The 19,021-nt window shown below is 35.6% G+C and carries 14 protein-coding genes; 10 read left to right on the top strand and 4 right to left on the bottom strand.

The window, feature by feature from the left end; genetic code table 11:
- The first annotated feature begins 69 nt into the window (after positions 1–69).
- The 5 genes from H2O64_RS20090 (at position 70) to H2O64_RS20070 (ending at position 8,182) form a co-directional block, all read left to right on the top strand.
- Positions 70–2,229, top strand: coding sequence for a prolyl oligopeptidase family serine peptidase (locus tag H2O64_RS20090; protein ID WP_187564023.1), 2,160 nt, complete (start codon positions 70–72; stop codon positions 2,227–2,229).
- 168 nt (positions 2,230–2,397) lie between these two features.
- Positions 2,398–2,685 carry a hypothetical protein gene (locus tag H2O64_RS20085; protein WP_187564022.1) on the top strand — a complete coding sequence of 96 codons (288 nt, stop codon included), beginning with the start codon at positions 2,398–2,400 and terminating at the stop codon, positions 2,683–2,685.
- A 199-nt stretch (positions 2,686–2,884) separates the two neighbouring features.
- The gene (locus H2O64_RS20080; protein ID WP_187564021.1) at positions 2,885–3,841 is read left to right on the top strand and encodes an ABC transporter ATP-binding protein; all 957 of its coding nucleotides are present in this window, start codon (positions 2,885–2,887) and stop codon (positions 3,839–3,841) included.
- A 141-nt stretch (positions 3,842–3,982) separates the two neighbouring features.
- A complete protein-coding gene (locus H2O64_RS20075) occupies positions 3,983–5,080 on the top strand; it encodes a hypothetical protein (RefSeq protein WP_187564020.1) in 1,098 nt (365 codons plus the stop codon).
- Between the two features lie 57 nt (positions 5,081–5,137).
- Positions 5,138–8,182, top strand: a complete 3,045-nt coding sequence (locus H2O64_RS20070; protein ID WP_187564019.1) for an FG-GAP-like repeat-containing protein — start codon at positions 5,138–5,140, stop codon at positions 8,180–8,182.
- Positions 8,183–8,479: 297 nt separating this feature from the next.
- On the opposite strand, the gene H2O64_RS20065 is transcribed toward H2O64_RS20070, so the two are convergent.
- The 4 genes from H2O64_RS20065 to H2O64_RS20050 form a co-directional block, all read right to left on the bottom strand.
- Positions 8,480–9,796, bottom strand: a complete 1,317-nt coding sequence (locus H2O64_RS20065) for a TolC family protein (RefSeq protein ID WP_187564018.1) — start codon at positions 9,794–9,796, stop codon at positions 8,480–8,482.
- The gene (locus H2O64_RS20060; protein ID WP_187564017.1) at positions 9,786–13,070 is read right to left on the bottom strand and encodes an efflux RND transporter permease subunit; all 3,285 of its coding nucleotides are present in this window, start codon (positions 13,068–13,070) and stop codon (positions 9,786–9,788) included. Before H2O64_RS20060 ends, H2O64_RS20065 begins: the two co-directional genes overlap by 11 nt.
- Positions 13,071–13,073: 3 nt before the next feature.
- Entirely contained in the window at positions 13,074–14,237 is a 1,164-nt protein-coding gene (locus H2O64_RS20055; RefSeq protein WP_187564016.1) for an efflux RND transporter periplasmic adaptor subunit, read from the bottom strand.
- Between the two features lie 528 nt (positions 14,238–14,765).
- On the bottom strand, positions 14,766–15,362 hold the full coding sequence (locus H2O64_RS20050) for a riboflavin synthase (protein WP_187564015.1): 597 nt from the start codon (positions 15,360–15,362) through the stop codon (positions 14,766–14,768).
- A gap of 56 nt (positions 15,363–15,418) precedes the next feature.
- Between H2O64_RS20050 and pdxA the strand changes: the two genes are divergently transcribed.
- From pdxA to accB, 5 genes are all read left to right on the top strand, one after another.
- Positions 15,419–16,465 carry a 4-hydroxythreonine-4-phosphate dehydrogenase PdxA gene (gene pdxA, locus H2O64_RS20045; protein WP_187564014.1) on the top strand — a complete coding sequence of 349 codons (1,047 nt, stop codon included), beginning with the start codon at positions 15,419–15,421 and terminating at the stop codon, positions 16,463–16,465.
- 74 nt (positions 16,466–16,539) lie between these two features.
- Complete coding sequence (locus H2O64_RS20040; protein ID WP_187564013.1) at positions 16,540–17,079, top strand: YceD family protein; 540 nt, start codon at positions 16,540–16,542, stop codon at positions 17,077–17,079.
- Between the two features lie 8 nt (positions 17,080–17,087).
- Positions 17,088–17,288 (top strand): 50S ribosomal protein L32, encoded by a 201-nt coding sequence (rpmF, locus tag H2O64_RS20035; protein ID WP_187564012.1) that lies wholly within the window; start codon positions 17,088–17,090, stop codon positions 17,286–17,288.
- Positions 17,289–17,458: 170 nt separating this feature from the next.
- A complete protein-coding gene (locus H2O64_RS20030) occupies positions 17,459–18,460 on the top strand; it encodes a beta-ketoacyl-ACP synthase III (RefSeq protein WP_187564011.1) in 1,002 nt (333 codons plus the stop codon).
- A gap of 22 nt (positions 18,461–18,482) precedes the next feature.
- Positions 18,483–18,968 (top strand): acetyl-CoA carboxylase biotin carboxyl carrier protein, encoded by a 486-nt coding sequence (gene accB / locus H2O64_RS20025; RefSeq protein ID WP_187564010.1) that lies wholly within the window; start codon positions 18,483–18,485, stop codon positions 18,966–18,968.
- Positions 18,969–19,021: the final 53 nt, after the last annotated feature.

The raw sequence follows: 19,021 nt of genomic DNA, 5'->3' as shown, positions 1-19,021 counted from the left end.
ACCACTTCCAATTCTTTTGAAGTGGTTTTTTTTAGATTAAATTTGAACTTTAACCAATCCTGTATTATTATGAAATCGTTGTTAAAAATTAGTTGTCTCGCAGTACTTTTCTTCTCTTGCGAGAAAGAACCTGAAAAAAAAGAAATTGTAGTGACATATCCTGAAACGCAACAAAAAGAAGTGATTGATACCATATTTGGTACCGAAGTAAAAGATCCATATCGTTGGCTTGAAGACGATCGTTCTAAAGAAACAGAAGCTTGGGTAAAAGATCAAAACAAAACAACCTTTGGATATTTAGATAATATTCCATTTCGCGATGCATTAAAAAAGCGGTACACACAATTAGTGAATTACGAAAAAATTACCGCGCCCCGCAAACATGGTGAGTATGACTATTTTTATAAAAATGACGGATTGCAAAATCAATATGTAATTTACAGACAAAAAGGCGATGACGAACCAGAAGTATTTTTAGATCCAAACAAATTTTCAGAAGACGGAACAATTTCAATGGGAAGTGGATTGAACTTTTCTAAAGACAAAAAAATAGTTGCGTATTCCATTTCAGAAGGTGGAAGCGATTGGCGAAAAGTAATTATTAGAGATGTACTTTCTAAAGAAATTATTGAAGATACCCTGGTAGATATTAAATTCTCAGGAATTTCATGGAAAGAAAACGACGGATTCTACTATTCTAGCTACGACAAGCCAAAAGGAAGTGAACTTTCTGCTAAAACAGATCAGCACAAATTATACTATCACAAACTAGGAACTTCTCAAAAAGATGATGAATTAGTTTATGGCGGAACACCCGCAGAAAAACATCGCTATATTGGTGGTGGCGTTACGGAAGATGGAAGATATTTAATCATCTATCCAAGAACCTCAACATCTGGAACTAAAATGTTGCTCAAAGATTTATCAAATCCTGATAGCGAATTAATAACTGTTTTAGACCATACAGATACCGATTCATACATTATTGAAAATGTTGGTTCAAAATTGTACATCAGTACGAATATGAATGCACCAAATCAAAAAATTATAACGGTTGATGCATCAAATCCTGCTCCAGAAAACTGGGTAGATTTCATTCCAGAAACAGAAAACGTATTAAGTATTTCGACTGGTTCAGGCTATTTCTTTGCAACGTATATGGTGGATGCGGTTTCTAAAGTATTACAATATGATTACGATGGAAAACTGGTGCGTGAAGTAAAACTACCAGGCGTTGGAAGCGCAGGCGGATTTAGTGGCGAAAAAGAAGATGAAATATTGTACTATTCATTCTCAAACTACAAAACACCAGGAACAACCTATACATACAATCCAAAAGATGGAACATCTAAAGTATATAGAAAACCAGGCATTGACTTTGATCCGGACGAGTACGAAAGCAATCAAGTATTTTATACTTCAAAAGATGGTACCAAAGTTCCGATGATTATCACACACAAAAAAGGATTGAAAATGGACGGAAAAAATCCAACAATTCTATATGGTTACGGCGGATTCAACATTTCGTTAAGACCTTCTTTTAGTGTTGCCAACGTTGTTTGGATGGAACAAGGCGGAATTTACGCAGTACCAAACTTACGTGGTGGTGGCGAATACGGAAAAAAATGGCACGACGCTGGAACTAAAATGCAAAAGCAAAATGTATTTGACGATTTTATCGCTGCAGCGGAATATCTAATCGAAAAAAACTATACTTCGAGTGACTTTTTAGCCATTCGTGGTGGGTCAAACGGAGGATTATTAGTCGGTGCAACCATGACACAACGCCCAGACTTAATCAAAGTTGCGTTGCCAGCTGTTGGTGTGTTAGACATGTTACGTTACCACACATTTACTGCCGGCGCAGGTTGGGCGTACGATTACGGAACTGCAGACGAAAGCAAAGAAATGTTTGAATATCTAAAAGGATATTCGCCAGTACACAATGTAAAAGCAGGTGTTGAATATCCTGCAACAATGGTCACTACGGGCGATCATGATGATAGAGTTGTGCCAGCGCACAGTTTCAAATTTGCTGCCGAATTACAAGCAAAACAATCAGGAAGCAATCCTACGTTAATTCGTATAGAAACCGATGCAGGTCACGGTGCAGGAACACCAATTACAAAAACCATTGAACAAATGGCTGATATGTACGGTTTTACACTGTACAATATGGGCTTTAAGGAATTGCCAAACAAAGCAATTTTAGAAAAATTTAAGGATTAATAAAACTCAATTTTGAGAAGCTTGTGCTGAACTTAATTCAGTATCTAAGACACACTACAAAAACCATCAAATTGAACTTCAGTTTGGTGGTTTTTTATATATGCTTTGTATTTGTCATTCCTACCTTTCGACTTCGCTCAAGATAAACTCTGGCAGGAGTCTAAAAGTATGATTGATAAAATTACTATCTTTGAATATAAAGCTATAAGTATGGATTTACAATTGGAGAAATATAAACTGATGGAGTGGTTGGTGAATCTAAAAGATGAAGCAATTATTCACAAGTTAAAAGAAATAAAAAATGATCGTTCTACTACTGATTGGAGCGATACGGTTTCTGAAACTGAAAAACTCATGATTGAAGCAGGATTGAAAGATGTTGAAGAGGGAAATACATTCACACATCAGCAAGTCATGGAAGAAATCAATAAAAACTTCCCTGTCATTCCTGCGTAGGCAGGAATCTAAAACGTCAAATCGAGTGGTTTTTCGTAATAAAATGAAGAAAAATTGTATCGAGATTCACTTATCCTATAAACGAAATCTTCTGCTTGTGAGATGCTGAATCAAGTTCAGCATGACGTATCAAATCAATTTTAAAAGTATAACAATATTCTTCTACTATCTCCGTATTTTTACATTTCAATAATTCTCCATGCTAAAAGTCCAAAACGTTTCCTTTTCCTATCTAAAAAACACACCGATTTTAAAACACGTTTCTTTTGAAATTCCCAAAGGAACACATGTTTCGCTCATTGGCGAAAGTGGTTGCGGAAAAAGTACGTTGCTCAAACTTATCTACGGTTTACATGATTTGAATGCTGGCGAAATTTTCTGGAAAGATTCACAAGTATTAGGACCAGCGTACAATTTGGTTCCGGGTCATGATCGCATGAAATACTTAGCGCAAGATTTTGGCTTAATGCCATACATTACCGTTGCGGAAAACATTGGAAGTTATTTATCTAATTTCTTTCCAGAAGAAAAAACAGCACGCACTGCAGAATTGTTAGCAATGGTGGAAATGTCCGCTTTCGCAAACGTAAAAGCAAAATTACTCAGTGGTGGACAACTACAACGTGTTGCGTTGGCAAAAGCAATTGCGCGTGAACCTGAAGTTTTACTGTTAGATGAACCTTTCAGTCAAATTGATAATTTTAGAAAAAACACGCTTCGTAGAAATCTCTTTGCATATCTCAAAAAGAAAAACATCACGTGTATTGTCGCGACACACGATCGTACAGATGCACTTTCCTTTGCGAACATGACATTGGTGCTGAAACAAGGACAACTCGTAGCGCAAGGCACACCAAAAGACTTGTACAAGCATCCTACGAACAAATATGTTGCGTCGCTTTTCGGAGAAGTGAATGAATTGCCCGCGAGTGCATTCCCAAACATGGAAACTACTCAGGAAACCATTTTAGTGTATCCGCATCAGTTAAAAGTGGACGAAACTTCTGATTTTAAAGTAACGGTACAACAAAGTTATTTTAAAGGAAGTCATTACCTCATTAGTGCAAAACATAAAGGTACTGAGGTGTTTTTTGAGAGTTTGGTGGATTTTGAGATTGGTGTTATGGTTGGGTTGAAGGTTTTTCAAATAAATTAATCTTATCATAGTAACAAAATAAAACTCACTTCAAGGTAGGATAAAAGCAAGTTCAGTTGTTATATATAAATAGTAACGCACTAATAATCAAATGTAACAATCGTTTTTTTTCTTATATTCGTGCATTAACTAAACCAAAACATGATCAAAAAACTACTAAATTTTGCTAGTATAGCACTCTTTTCTGCTATGCTATTTTCTTGTGCTGACGATAATGATACTGGGACAGATGACACGTACGAACCAATTCCTGTTTCGCCCGTAGTCTTAGATATAGACGCTTTTCCTTTCGATACACTTTCTGAATACAACTTTTTTGAAGGTGAAATGAAAGAACAAGAACCTGTCTTAGGTGTTATTCCGTATGAGCCAATTTCTGCTTTATTTACAGACTATGCCAAAAAGAAACGCTTTGTTTGGATGCCAAGCGATGTGCAAGCAACCTACATGGCAGATAACGAACTTATTAACTTTCCAGTCGGAACCATTCTAATCAAATCATTTTACTATAACAATGTGCAACCAGATAATAATACGCGCATTATAGAAACACGTTTGATGTTAAAGAAAGCAGACGATTGGTATTTTGCTGATTACATCTGGAATGCCGATCAAACGGAAGCAACCTTTAGTTTAGAAGGTTCGTTTACCAATGTAGACTTTTTAGAAAATGGCGTTGCAAAAAGCACAAACTACCGAATTCCTTCGGAAGTGGAATGTTTTACTTGTCATAAACAAGGTGAAAGCTCAGTTCCTATTGGTGTAAAACCACAAAACTTAAACAGCTTATTTGCGTATGCTGATGGTTCTCAAAATCAACTAGAAAAATTAATCGCAGAAGGCTATTTAGAAGATAATTTACCTGCAACCATCAACACGGTTGTAAAATGGAGCGATGAAACGCAACCAATTGACTTACGCGTTCGCTCATATATTGATATCAATTGTGCACACTGTCATTCAGAATTATCACATTGTGATTACAGACCTGTGCGTTTTGCGTTTGATGAATCTTCTGACGATACCAACATAGGTATTTGTGTAGATCCAGACACCGAAATTCCTGGAATGGTTGATATTGTATCGCCAGGATTAAAAGAACGCTCTGTAATGTATTATAGAATTAATACAACTGCAGAAGAATTCAGAATGCCATTACTTGGTAGAAGTATTATACACGAAGAAGCCGTTGCGCTTATTGGTGAGTGGATTGATGGATTGACAAACGAATGCGATTAACTACAACCAACAGTATGAAACGAATCTTTTCGATTTCATACTGTAAAAAACTAGCTTATGAAAAAAATTACTTTACTATTATTCTTTCTTGCATCCTGTTATTTTGCAGGAGCACAAACTACCGTAGATTGTACAGTAGGCTCTGTAAATACAACTTATTGTTACGTTAATGACGACACTACGAGTTTCGTCTTTACAAGTTCTGATGGATCAGATTTACAAGTAACATTCAATGCTGGACAAGTAGAAAATACTTGGGATGAATTGATTGTACTAGATACAAACGGAACCGAATTATACAACGGATATGGAAATGCTGGAGACTTAACGGGTCTTACATTCCAATCTAATGGAGACACAATTACAGTTTCTATAAATTCTGATGTTACAGTAAACTGTACTGCTAACGGTTATACGCAGTGGGACTTTGATGTAACTTGCGCAACTTGTACAAATGCTACGGCAACCTATACAGTAGTGAATGATTGTGCTACAAGTGGTGGATTTTTGGTAAATGTTGACGTAACTGATATTGGTTCAGCAACGTCATTAACCATTTCTGACAATCAAGCGAGTGCAACACAACCATTAATTGCTGCTGGAATGGTTCAATTTGGACCGTATGCCAACACAACCGATGTTGTTATTAGTATTCAAAATGATCAAGATGTAAATTGTACTGGAAGTAGTGGATCAATTACACAAAGTAACTGTCCACCGCCAGCACCAGTTGGTGTTACCTGTGGTTCAGGTTCATCTACTTTTATCTTTACAGAAGAATTTGTATCTGGTTCAGGTTGGACAGGAACAAGCTTTAGTGGGACTAATGGAAATTGGGATATTACTGGAGGTAGTGCTAACTCAGTAGATACAGGTCCTTCTACTTCTTTTAGCGGAGGAACACACTTAGAATATGAAGCATCTGGAAATTCAACTGCAACTGCTTCTGCGGTGAGTCCAGCAATAGATTTATCAACCGCTACAGATGGTGCAGAGTTATCTTTTTACCTACATGCATATGGTGCAGAAATGGGAACCTTAGATGTAAAAGTAGGAACTTCAGCTTCTGGACCATTTACAACAGTATTTACACACACAGGAGAATTACAAACAAGCGCAACAGAAGCTTGGGTTCCCGTTGGTGTCAATTTAGATACGTATGTTGGACAAGTAATTTACTTAGAATTTAGACATACAGGAACAGGAACAGGTTTTCATGGAGACATGTCTATTGACTATGTTCGTATAGAAACATGTGGATCATTTTGTATTGCACCTTCAAGTATTGTAGCTAGCGCAATAACACAAACCTCAGCAACCGTTTCTTGGACTGCAAACAGTGGAGAAAGTGCTTGGGAATATGTTGTACAACTTGCAGGAACAGGAATTCCAACAGGTTCTGGAACTGCTACAGGTACAACAAGTGCAAACTTAACTACTTTAAGTGCAGGAACAAGTTACGAAGTATATGTACGTGCAATTTGCGGATTAGATGCTAGTGTTTGGGGCGGACCTTTAACATTCACAACCTTAGCACCACCGCCACCAGCAACATTTACAACATCAACTGTAGGAACTACAGGAACACAAAGAGCTGCCGTAGATATGAATGGTGACTTTTTAGATGATGTTGTTTCTATTGGTACAACCAATGTAAATATCTTCTACCAACAAACTCTTGGTGGATTAAGTGGTACAGCAACAAACATAACTACAACAAGTGCAAACAACTCACCTTCTTGGAGTTTGGCTGCTGCCGATTATGATAGAAATGGATTTACCGATTTACTATATGGTGGTGGAAACGGTGTAACGTTTATGAGAGCCAATGCTACAGGAACTGGGTTTACTGAAATTTCTGGATCTGAATATGTATTCTCACAACGTTCAAATTTTGTTGATTTAAACCAAGATGGACACTTAGATGCTTTTGTTTGTCATGATGTTGATCCAAATGTATATTATATGAATGATGGAACAGGAAACTTGGTATTTAACCAAGGTGGACTTGGAGATATTGCAGGTGGAGGAAATTACGGTTCTATTTGGATTGATTTTGATAACGATAGAGATATGGACATGTTCATTGCAAAATGTCGTGGTGGTTCTTCTACCATTAACATCAATGAAATGCATGAAAATGATGGAACAGGTACTTTTACAGAAGTAGCTTCTGCGGTAGGTTTAGCAGATCCATTACAAACGTGGTCTTCCGCTTGGGGAGATTTTGACAATGATGGAGATATGGACGTTTTTGTAGGCGCAAGTTCTACGGCTGACGGAACACATAAATTAATGCGAAATAATGGAAACAGCACGTTTACGAATGTAACGGCTGGTTCTGGAATATTACCAGCATTAACCAACTTAGGAATTGAAAATGCAACCTACGATTTTGACAACGATGGAAACTTAGACATTGCTTCTAATGGAAGTATTCTATTTGGAAATGGAGATCTTACATTTACAGTGTTTGATAATGTTCTATCTGGAAACAATGGTTCTTTTGGAGATATGAATAATGATGGATTTATTGATGCTATTTCTGGCACAACTTTATATACGAACGATACTAATGGTAACAATTGGATAAAAATTACTACTACAGGAGTTGCGAGTAACATTAATGGAATTGGTGCTAGAGTGGAAGTATATACAGCTTCTGGTGTTCAAATTAGAGATGTTCGTAGTGGAGAAGGATTCCGCTTTATGAGTACATTAAATACACATTTCGGAATCGGAACAGATACAGCAGTTACTAATATTCTTATTTACTGGCCATCTGGAGCTATTGATAATGTGCAGAATCCAACAATCAATACGCATCATATAATTACGGAAGGACAAGCTTTAGGAATTGAAGATGAAACGTTGGAAAACATTGCTATTCATCCAAATCCGGTTGGAAAAGTAATGAACATCAACAGTCCAATCAACTTGGTTGGTAAAATTGCAACGATTTTCAATATTGAAGGAAAACGTATGATGAACTTAAAATTAACTGAACATTCTATTGACGTTTCAAACTTACGCCAAGGAAGTTATATTTTACGTTTAGAATCTGAAGGAAAAATATATACTCAGAAATTCCTTAAACTATAAAATAGACATAAGATCGCTTCGCTTTTAGAATTAAGAATTAAGACGTTGCACTAGTTGTCTTATGATTAGAATATTAACAAAAAAAACTCCAATACTGATATAGTATTGGAGTTTTTTATTTAGACATGTTAGACTCACTTAGATTGTTGGATTATTAGACGATTTCTAATACTAGCACAAAATTGGATTGCTTTACAACAAATTCCAAGAGCCAACAGCAAAAGGCTAAAAGCATTTTTTTACATCTAAAAGCAAAAGCGATCTAACATCTAAGCGAAGCGGTCTAATGTCCAGCATCTATATTTTAACATTCAACAACTCACCACTCAATTGTAAAATGACCAATTCGGCAAGTTTTGCGTTGTATTTTGCTTGATTTCTACTGAGTTCAGCGTTTAATAAATTCAATTGTGCTTGTCGAAATTCAATAGAATTTACTTGCCCTATTTTGAATTTCTCTTTAGTGCGATTAAAATTGTTTTCTGCCGTTTTAATATTTTTCTGTTGCAATTCGTAAATCAAGATTTTATTCTGATAATCGTCCCAAGAATTATTAAAATTACGTTCCAAATCGATAAGAATCTGCTCTTTTTGCAATTGCTGATTTTCCAACGTGATTTTTGCGTTTCTTACGCGTGTAAGCGTTCCTCCGCCATCAAATAAGTTCCAAGACAAGTTGATGCCACCAGAAAATCCTGTGTTGGTAGAAACCGCCACAAACGCCGCAGCGTTGTTATTGTTTCGGTTCCAACCATAAGTTCCAGTTAAACCAATAGTTGGTAAGTATTGCGATCGATTCGATTTTACATCTAACGAGCTAATACTAATGTTTTTTTCTGCTTGCAATAACGAAACATTATTTGCCTTCGTTTTTGTCCATAAATCTTCTTTTTCAATTTCAAATAGAAATGTAATTGTAGTATCAACATTAAAATCTTGCGGAAGCTTATTTCCTAAAATGACATTCAAATCGCGTTTGGTGTTTTTCAACTGTTGTTCCGTATTTACAATGCTAATGCTATCGTTATTGATATCAACTTGCGCGTTTAACACATCGAGTTTTGTATTCTGACCATAGTCAAATTGATATTCCGAACGAACCAATCGATCTTTTGAAATTTCAAAGGTTTCTTTAATCGTTGCCGTATTTTCTGAAAGTTGCGCTACCGAATAATAGACTGAAAATAATTGCAATAAGGTATTTTCGATGGTTTCACGTGCTTCCAATTCAGATAATTGGTATTGTTCTTTAAGTCGTTTGTAATTGTACAATCTGCCCAAACCATCAAAAAGTGTATAATTTAAGTTGATGGAAGCATTGTAACGCGAACTTTCCGCACCATTTAATACCGTTGTATTTCCATTAGAAAATTCAGCTTCAGTATTGTCCAAATTATACGTTCCGCCAGCATTTCCTGTCAATGTTGGTAAGTAACCAGAATTGAAAATACTTGTATTATTCTCAGCAACTTTTACCGTATTGTTGACAATTTTAATTCCGTAATTATGGGCCAATGTCAACTGAATTGCTTCATCGGGCGTTACTATTTGTTGCGCGTATGCATGAATTCCGAAGAAAACTAACACATACATAAGATACCTTCTATTGTTCATCTGCTTCGTTTTGTTCATTAAGAGATATTACTTTTTCATCTTTTATGAGTATCGTTTTTTCTTTTTCTTCTAAAAGATGATCTTCATGTCGTTGCTCTCTAACTACACGTTCAACTTCTTCTTTAGTGATTTCTCTTCCAGTTGCTAGCCATTTTATGTTTGTCTTCATAAAATTCCCAAACGATAAGAAAATTGGCAATACAATTAAGGTTAATACCGTTGCAAATCCAATTCCATAAGCAATAGAAACCGCCATTGGTATTAAGAATTGTGCTTGTCTGCTTTCTTCAAAAATTAAAGGAGCCAAACCAGCCACCGTAGTTATTGACGTTAAAAAGATCGCTCTAAAACGTGAACGCCCAGCTTCATATAAAGCTTCGTCAAAGAGCATTCCGTCTCGTAAGTTGTTATTGAATCTTCCTATTAAAACGAGTCCATCATTGACCATAATTCCTATCAGGGCAATGATCCCTAACATAGATAGAATGTTTAATGGAAAATCGTGAATCCAATGTCCCCAAGCAACTGCAGGTAAACTTAAAGGAATCAGTAGTAATAGTAATAATGGTTGACTGTAACTTCTAAACGTGAAGGCAATCACAATATATATTAAAATTAATACTGTAAGACCAACAGGACCTAACGAATCAAACAATTTGTTACGTTCTCTATTTTGTCCTTCATAAGAAGGTGTTACTGTAGGATATTTTGATAAGATTTCAGGCATGATTTCGTTTTGAATTTCCGCCATAATATCCGTTGCACTTGTTTTTTTGGTGTCTTTGATATCTGCTGAAACCTGAATTTCTCTTCGCCCTTCTAAGTGATTAATAGCAACATCGCCACGCGCTATGCTATAACTTGCAATTTCTTTTAGCGGAACACGTTGTCCATTTGGTGTCACAATTCGCATATTATCAAGATTATTGATAGAGGAACGATTCGATTTATCATACCGAACCCACACACGTATTTCATCTTGACCTCTTTGAAAACGCTGTGCTTGCGCGCCAAAAAATGCAGATCGTACTTGCAGCATTACACTTCGTAAGTTTAAACCAAGCGCATACGCACTTTCATTCAACTCTAAACGAATTTCTTTAATTCCCGCAGGATCGTTATCGGTAACATCTTTTAGTAATAAGTTATTTTCTAAATTTTGTTTGAGTTCTGCTTTTACGGCTTTCAATTCGGTAATATTATTTCCTAATAAGGAAACAGATACAGGAAGTCCGCCAAAGTTTCCACCACCACCGTACACCAAGCTTTCCACACCAATTACGGGTCCTACCGCTTTTTTTATTCGGTTAGAAACCAGATCCGATGTAATTTCATTAGGACGTTCTTCTCCTGGTAATAAATTAATGACAAGTGATGCTGTTGATGAACCTGGACCCACAGTACGAATCATGTTTTCTACCAAATATTTATCAGCATCTTCTCCTATATATTCCTTATTTATTGCTTTCGTGATTTCAATCGATTTGTTTTCGATGTATGAAATAATGCTATCTGTTACCTTTTCATTGGTTCCATTTGGCATGTTTAGCGTTATCGTTATTCTATCACTCGCAATTCTTGGGAAAAAAGCTCCTCTAATAATTCCAGCATCAAAACTTGATTTCGTTAAAATTAAGAAGACAATGAAGAAAGAAAACATTAGAAATTTATACTTTAAAGCAAATTTCAATGTCGGACTGTACATTTTATCACGAAGCCAACTCATGATAAAATCACCAAATGTATTGATATAGCGTAGTTTTGAAAATAGTCTTGGTAGCAAGCCTTTTGGTTCTTTGTTTTTAGCTCTTAATGCTTTGGAATGTGCTAAATGCGCAGGCAAAATAATTAAAGCTTCTACAAGAGATACAACTAATGTTAGAATAACAACCACAGAGACTTCACCAAAAAAGTCACCAATTCTACCATCTAAGAATAAGAAAATACTAAAGGCTAATATGGTCGTTAAAATTGCTGAAAAAATTGCTGGAAGCACTTCCATGACACCATCAATAGCGGCTTCTTCTGGCGTTTTCCCTTTTTCGTATTGTTGATAGATATTTTCTGCGATGACAATTCCATCATCCACCAAAATACCAATTACGATAATCATCCCGAAAAGGGATAATACATTAATAGTTACGTTAAAATAGCTTGCAAACATAAACATTCCTAAGAATGCTATTGGCAATCCAAAAGCTACCCAAAATGCTAAACGTGTATTTAAGAATAATGATAGAAACAACAACACGAGAATCATACCAATAACTGCGTTTTCAGTAAGTAATTCGGTACGTTGCACTAAGGTTGTAGATAAGTCTCTAACCACATTTAATTCTACGTTATCATATTTTTCGTTGAAATCAACAATGTATTCTTTGACTTTATCTGCGGAAGTAATTAAATCTTCTGTATTTGTACTTGTAATTCTAACATTGATGGAAAGATCGCCATCAAAATAGTTGGCGTTTGGTGTTTCTGAGAATTGATCGCGTACTTCGGCAACATCTTTTAATCGAATAATTCTACCCGAAGCATCTGCTTTTACAATTAAGTTTGATAATTCATCCGCATAATACGAACGTGCGTTGGCGCGAATCAAATATTCTTCAGCATCTGTCTTTATTGTTCCACCAGTTGTAATAAGACTTGCTTCATTAATAGCTTGCGAAACTTCGGCAAACGATAAATCGAAAGCTAATAAATTAGTTTCATTGATGGCTATTTCAATTTCTTCATCTGGATATCCTGAAATTTCAATTTGTGAAATCCCGTCAATTCCTCGTAAATCATTTTCTACTTGCCGTCCTATTTGTTTTAGTGTGACTAAAGGAATATTGGTGCCACTTATTGCAAACGAAATGGTTTCTCGAACAGATTCTCGTTTTGCCACCACTAAAGGTTCCATTCCTGTGGGAAAAGAAGGCACACGATCTACGGCATTCTTTATTTCGAGCAACATAAAGTCAATATCTTTCCCTTTTTCTATCTCAACATTGATGGTTCCGCTATTTTCTCTCGAAGTTGATGTAACACGTTCTACACCGTTTAATCCTTTAAGGTTATCTTCAATTTTGAGTACAATTCCTTCTTCAATCTCTTGTGGAGACGCACCAGGATATGTGATATTAATGTTTACATTTTTTGAACCTACTAAAGGGAAAAAAGAGGATTTAAGCGTGAAGGCTCCGTAAAGACCAAAAGCAAAAAACGTAAGTATAACGATGTTTACTGCGACGCTATGTTTTATGAAGTAACCAATTAATTTTCTCATCGCTTACTCGGCTTTTTTAGATTCAGGAGTTGCTTTTCCAGCAGCATCTTTCTCAGTTTTCGCTTTAAATGGCTTTACCTGCATTCCTGCATACGCACCCGGAATAGGTTTTGATAAAATGATAGTTCCGTCAGGCACATTTTTTAATACGGCTTTTGTGTCTGAGAAATACACAGGTTTTACATCAATGACATCTAAAACACTATCTCTCACAACAAAAATTTTATTGTCATCAAGTAGTAAGCTTCTCGTAACTTCAATAGCGTTTTCTTCTTGTTTGGCATTTAAATTTGCTTCCAAATACATGCCTTCTTTTAGCTTGTCGTTTTTAACTTCTATATATGCTGTAATGGTTTGTGTAGTAGCATCAATACTTCCGTTGACACGGGAAACAACACCTGTAAAGGTTTCGGTATTTTCAAGATTGTTCAAGGCTACTTTTTCGCCTACTTTCAACAAACTTGCGTAGGTTTTGCTTAAAGCAACTTCCATTTCGTAGACAGAATCATCAATAAATTCTCCTAATTTTTGTCCGTTTCTCACCAAAGAACCTTCTGTAACCAGCGATTCCGTTAAGATTCCTGAAAATGGTGCTCGGATGGTATACTTTGCCAAACGCTGTTCTAAGTTCTTTACATTATAATAATTGGTGACAATATTTCGACCTGTAATGAAGTATTTTTCCTTTTCGGAAGTCATTTCAGGTAATGTTGGAGTGGTTTTATTGAGATCGAAATTCGTCAAATAGGTTTGCCATTTTTGAAAAACTTCAGGAAAGTCCAATCGTAAATCGGGCATAATCGCAGCAATCGAATTGTACAAATTACTCTTTGAAGATTGTACTCCGGCATAATACTCAGCAGCATCAATACGAATTAGCGTTTGTCCACTACGATACTTTTGTCCTGGCTTAAATAGCTTTCCGCTAGATTTAAAAATACCTTGTACTTCTGCATACAATTCTACTCGACGTTTTGCGACAAGGCTTCCATTTGCTGGAATAATAATTTGTATCGTTTTGTTTTGGACTGTATCCGTAAATACAGTTTTCACCACTTTTTCAGCAACGGGTCTTTTCTTCTTTTTACCACTTGCTATTTGTTTTCCAATGAAAACAGCGCCTACAATTAGTAGTGCTCCAAGAATCGAAAGTATAAATTTTCGCATTTGGCGGGATAATTTTAGATGGTTAGATTGCAAATCTATCCATTAGTTTACTTTAAAACTCTTAAAAAAACCTTAATAAAATTTATAAGTTCATGAAAAGTAGTTCAATGAAATATACTAACAAAGTGACATTTCTAACTAAAATAGCTGTTACTTATATTCTTTTTATTGTATTTTCGCCAACTTAATAGCCTGTAATTATAGAAAAAGATAGAAGAGATTCAAGCAAAAATACATGTTCGACGTTATTTTTAGGCGTTTCATGGATAATTTTGCAATGATATAACATAAAATCTTTTGTCAAATCCTATAATTTCATACTTTTACACCGTTATGGCAAAATTGAACCAAAAGACCCTGTTATGTTTTGTTATATTAGCAATAGCTTTTTTAACACCTACATACGCCCAAATCATACCTCCGCCACCTGGACCTCCATCTCCACCGGGATTCCCGATTGATGCTGGTTTAATAGGTGTAATGGCCGCTGGACTTTTGTATGGTATACGGAAAAAAATAAAAAAGTAACTACTTTGATAGCCCCTGAAGTCTTGCTACATATTTTCCTATAACATCAAATTCCAAATTTATAAGTGATCCTACCTTCAAATATTGAAAAGTGGTGTGGCTATATGTATATGGAATTATAGCAACTGAAAAAGTATGTATTCCAGAATTTACAACGGTAAGACTCGTACCATTTACTGTAATTGAACCTTTTTCAATAGTTATATTATTTAATGCAGAATCGTATTCAAAGGTATAATACCAACTTCCATTACTTTCCTTTATTGAAATACATGTTCCCACCTGATCTATATGACCTTGTACAATATGTCCGTCTAAACGATCGCCTAATTTCATAGCGCGTTCTAAATTGACCCGATCATTCACCTGCCAAGCACCTACATTTGTTTTCTCTAAAGTTTCCTGAATTGCCGTAACGATGTATGTGTTTTCTTCAAGATTTCTATCAACAACTGTTAAGCAAACACCATTGTGCGCAACGCTTTGATCAATTTTGAGTTCCTCTGTTAAACTGCTTTGAACTGTAATGTGAAGGTTTTCTTTTTCACGCTCTAGATGCGTAATCACACCTAATTCTTCAATAATCCCTGTAAACATCTATTTATTTGGTTAAATTTGCATGTAAAATTAGAAATAAAAGTTTTAATACTTAGATGAAGAAAGAGGAAAAAATAAAAATAGGGATTTCGGTTGGGGATTTGAATGGTATCGGAACAGAAGTAATTCTAAAAACATTTAAAGATCCTAGAATGTTAGAATTGTGCACGCCCATTATTTTTGGATCCACCAAGATTTTATCATTTCAAAAGAAACATTTCAACATACAGACAAACTTTCATGGCATTCCAAGTGCTGATAAAGCGCAACATGGAAAAATAAATGTAGTGAACATTTGGAGAGAATCTATAAATATCGAATATGGGAAATCATCCCCAGAAGCTGGAAAGTTTGCAGTAGAATCATTTGTACAAGCGACCAATGCACTTAAAGAAGGAATGATTGATATATTGGTAACAGCGCCAATTAACAAACACAATGTACAATCGGAAGATTTCAAGTTCCCAGGACATACCGACTATTTAGGACAAACCTTAGAAGGTGATAGCTTAATGTTAATGGTAAACGACTCATTGCGAGTTGGCTTATTAACAGATCATGTTGCGGTAAAAGATGTTTCTGCCGCCATTACACCAGAACTCATCAAGAAAAAAGTAGCTGTTATATACCATACATTACAACAAGACTTTGGAATTAGCAAACCAAAAATTGCAGTTTTAGGAATCAATCCGCATGTTGGAGACAATGGAGTTATTGGTGTAGAAGATGATGAAGTGTTAAAACCAACGTTGGAAAAAATTAAAAATTCAGGCAAACTTGTTTTTGGTCCGTATGCAGCAGATAGCTTTTTTGCGTCAAGCAATTACAAAAACTTTGATGCCATCTTAGCAGCATATCACGATCAAGGATTAATTCCGTTTAAAACCTTATCATTTGGACAAGGTGTAAATTTCACTGCTGGGTTAAACAAAATACGTACTTCACCAGATCATGGAACCGCGTATGAGATTGCTGGAAAAAACGAAGCAGATCCAAACTCATTCAAAGAAGCAGTATTCACTGGAATACAGATTTTTAAGAACCGAAACATGTACAATGAAATAGCTAAAAATCCTTTAAAGAAGCAGCCTGGCAAGATATAAACAAAAAAATGTTAACAACTTAAGGTACATTAAGAAAAATTTATATCTTTGCACGCTCGAAACTGATGTTTAAGATGATGGAACTAAAGGACTTTAATATTCCTTTTACAGGATTAAAAGAAGGAAAACACCAATTCGAATATCAAATTGATAATTCGTTCTTTAAACTTTTTGACTTTGATGAATTCAATGAAACTGCAATAAATGCAACGTTAGAATTTCACAAAAAAGCAACCATGCTTGAATTAACATTCAATGCAATAGGAAATGCAAATGTAAATTGTGATTTAACTAATGAGCCTTTTGACCAGCCAATTGAAGGTAATTTGGACTTACTAGTGAAATTCGGAAACGAATACAACGATGAAAATGAAGAAATTTTAATCGTTCCTCATGGTGAGTATGAAATTAACGTAGCACAATACTTCTATGAAATGCTTGTGTTAGCCATGCCTTTAAAAAGAATACATCCAGGGATTGAAGATGGAACATTACAATCTGAAATATTAGATAAGTTAGAAGAATTACAACCTGGTACAGATAAAAAAGAAACTGAAGAGGAAATTGATCCTCGTTGGAATACATTAAAAAAACTATTAACGGATAATAAATAACATAGAAAATGGCACATCCTAAGAGAAAAATCTCCAGAACAAGAAGAGATAAGAGAAGAACACATTACAAAGCAACAGTTCCTCAAATCGCTACGTGCCCAACTACTGGTGAAGCACATTTATACCACCGAGCTCACTGGCACGAAGGAAAATTATATTACAGAGGAAAAGTATTGATTGATAATACAACTGAGGAAAACTTAGCATAACATATATGTTAGTCATAAAAGCTCTCACTTTCGTGAGAGTTTTTTATTTATTCATTTTTTTGTTAAAAATGTAAAAACGATATATTTTACCGAGATTTTCAGAGAATTTTAGTAATTTCGTTATGTTTTTAATGAATTTTTGTTAAAAAATAAAAAACCAACGTTAAGGTATGACCAAAATTACAGCAGCAATAACAGCTGTAGGAGCTTATACTCCTGAATATGTATTAACCAATAAGATACTTGAAACAATGGTTGATACTAACGACGAGTGGATCACGAGTCGAACAGGTATCAAAGAACGCAGAATTCTTAAAGAAGAAGAAGGAGCTGGAACTTCATATTTGGCTATCAAAGCTGCCGAAAATTTAATTGCAAAGAAAAATTTAGACCCTAAAGAAATTGACTTAGTCATTGTTGCTACCGCAACACCTGACATGCCAGTTGCATCTACTGCTGTGTATACAGCCAGTAAAATAGGCGCTACTAATGCATTTGCCTTTGACTTACAAGCTGCATGTTCTAGTTTCTTATATGGAATGTCAACAGCTGCGAGCTATATCCAATCTGGACGTTATAAAAAAGTATTACTCATAGGTGCTGATAAAATGTCATCTATTATTGATTATACAGATAGAGCTACATGTATCATCTTCGGTGATGGTGCAGGTGCCGTATTATTTGAACCCAATGAAGAAGGATTAGGATTGCAAGATGAACACCTCAGAAGTGATGGTGTTGGTCGTGAGTTCCTAAAAATTGACGCAGGCGGATCTATCTTACCAACTTCAGAAGAAACAGTAAAAAACAAACAACATACCGTATTTCAAGACGGGAAAACAGTCTTCAAATTCGCAGTATCTAACATGGCAGATGTAAGTGCAAAAATCATGGAAGATAATAACCTGACGAATGAAGATGTGCAATGGTTGGTGCCTCACCAAGCCAATAAACGTATCATTGATGCCACAGCAAGGCGTATGGGCGTAGATGAAAGTAAAGTGATGGTAAACATTCAGCGTTACGGAAATACAACTTCTGGAACGTTGCCACTCTGTTTACATGACTATGAAAAACAACTCAAAAAAGGAGATAACCTCATCTTTGCTGCCTTTGGTGGTGGATTTACTTGGGGAGCTATTTACCTAAAGTGGGCATATAATTCAAACTAGAAACGACTAAAAACCTATATTCATGGATTTAAAAGAAATTCAAAATTTAATTAAATTCGTAGCTAAATCTGGCGCAAGTGAAGTAAAACTTGAAATGGAAGATGTAAAAATCACCATTAAGACTGGAGAAGCTAAAGGCGAAATGACAACATTAGTACAGCAAATTCCTATGGCAGGAATGCCTCAACAACAAGCTGCTCCCGCAGCGCATCAAGCAGCACCAGCAGCAAGTGAAGCTCCAGCGGCAGATGTAAGCGAAGATGCTAAATATGTTACTATAAAATCACCAATTATTGGTACTTTTTATAGAAAACCTTCTCCCGACAAGCCAACTTTTGTTGAAGTAGGAAGCACTATTTCTGAAGGAGATGTTTTGTGTGTAATTGAAGCAATGAAACTTTTCAACGAAATTGAATCTGAAATTTCAGGAAAAATAGTGAAGGTCTTAGTAGACGATTCTTCACCAGTAGAATTTGATCAACCATTATTTTTGGTAGATCCATCATAAGAAATTTTAAATAACACTTGAAGCGAAAGAAGCAATTCTGAGCAATTCAAAAG

Source organism: Kordia aestuariivivens, from assembly GCF_014397005.1.
Taxonomy (GTDB): Bacteria; Bacteroidota; Bacteroidia; order Flavobacteriales; family Flavobacteriaceae; genus Kordia; species Kordia aestuariivivens.
The sequence above is the reverse complement of the archived record's forward strand: the minus strand, read 5'-3'. Positions and strand labels throughout refer to the sequence as shown.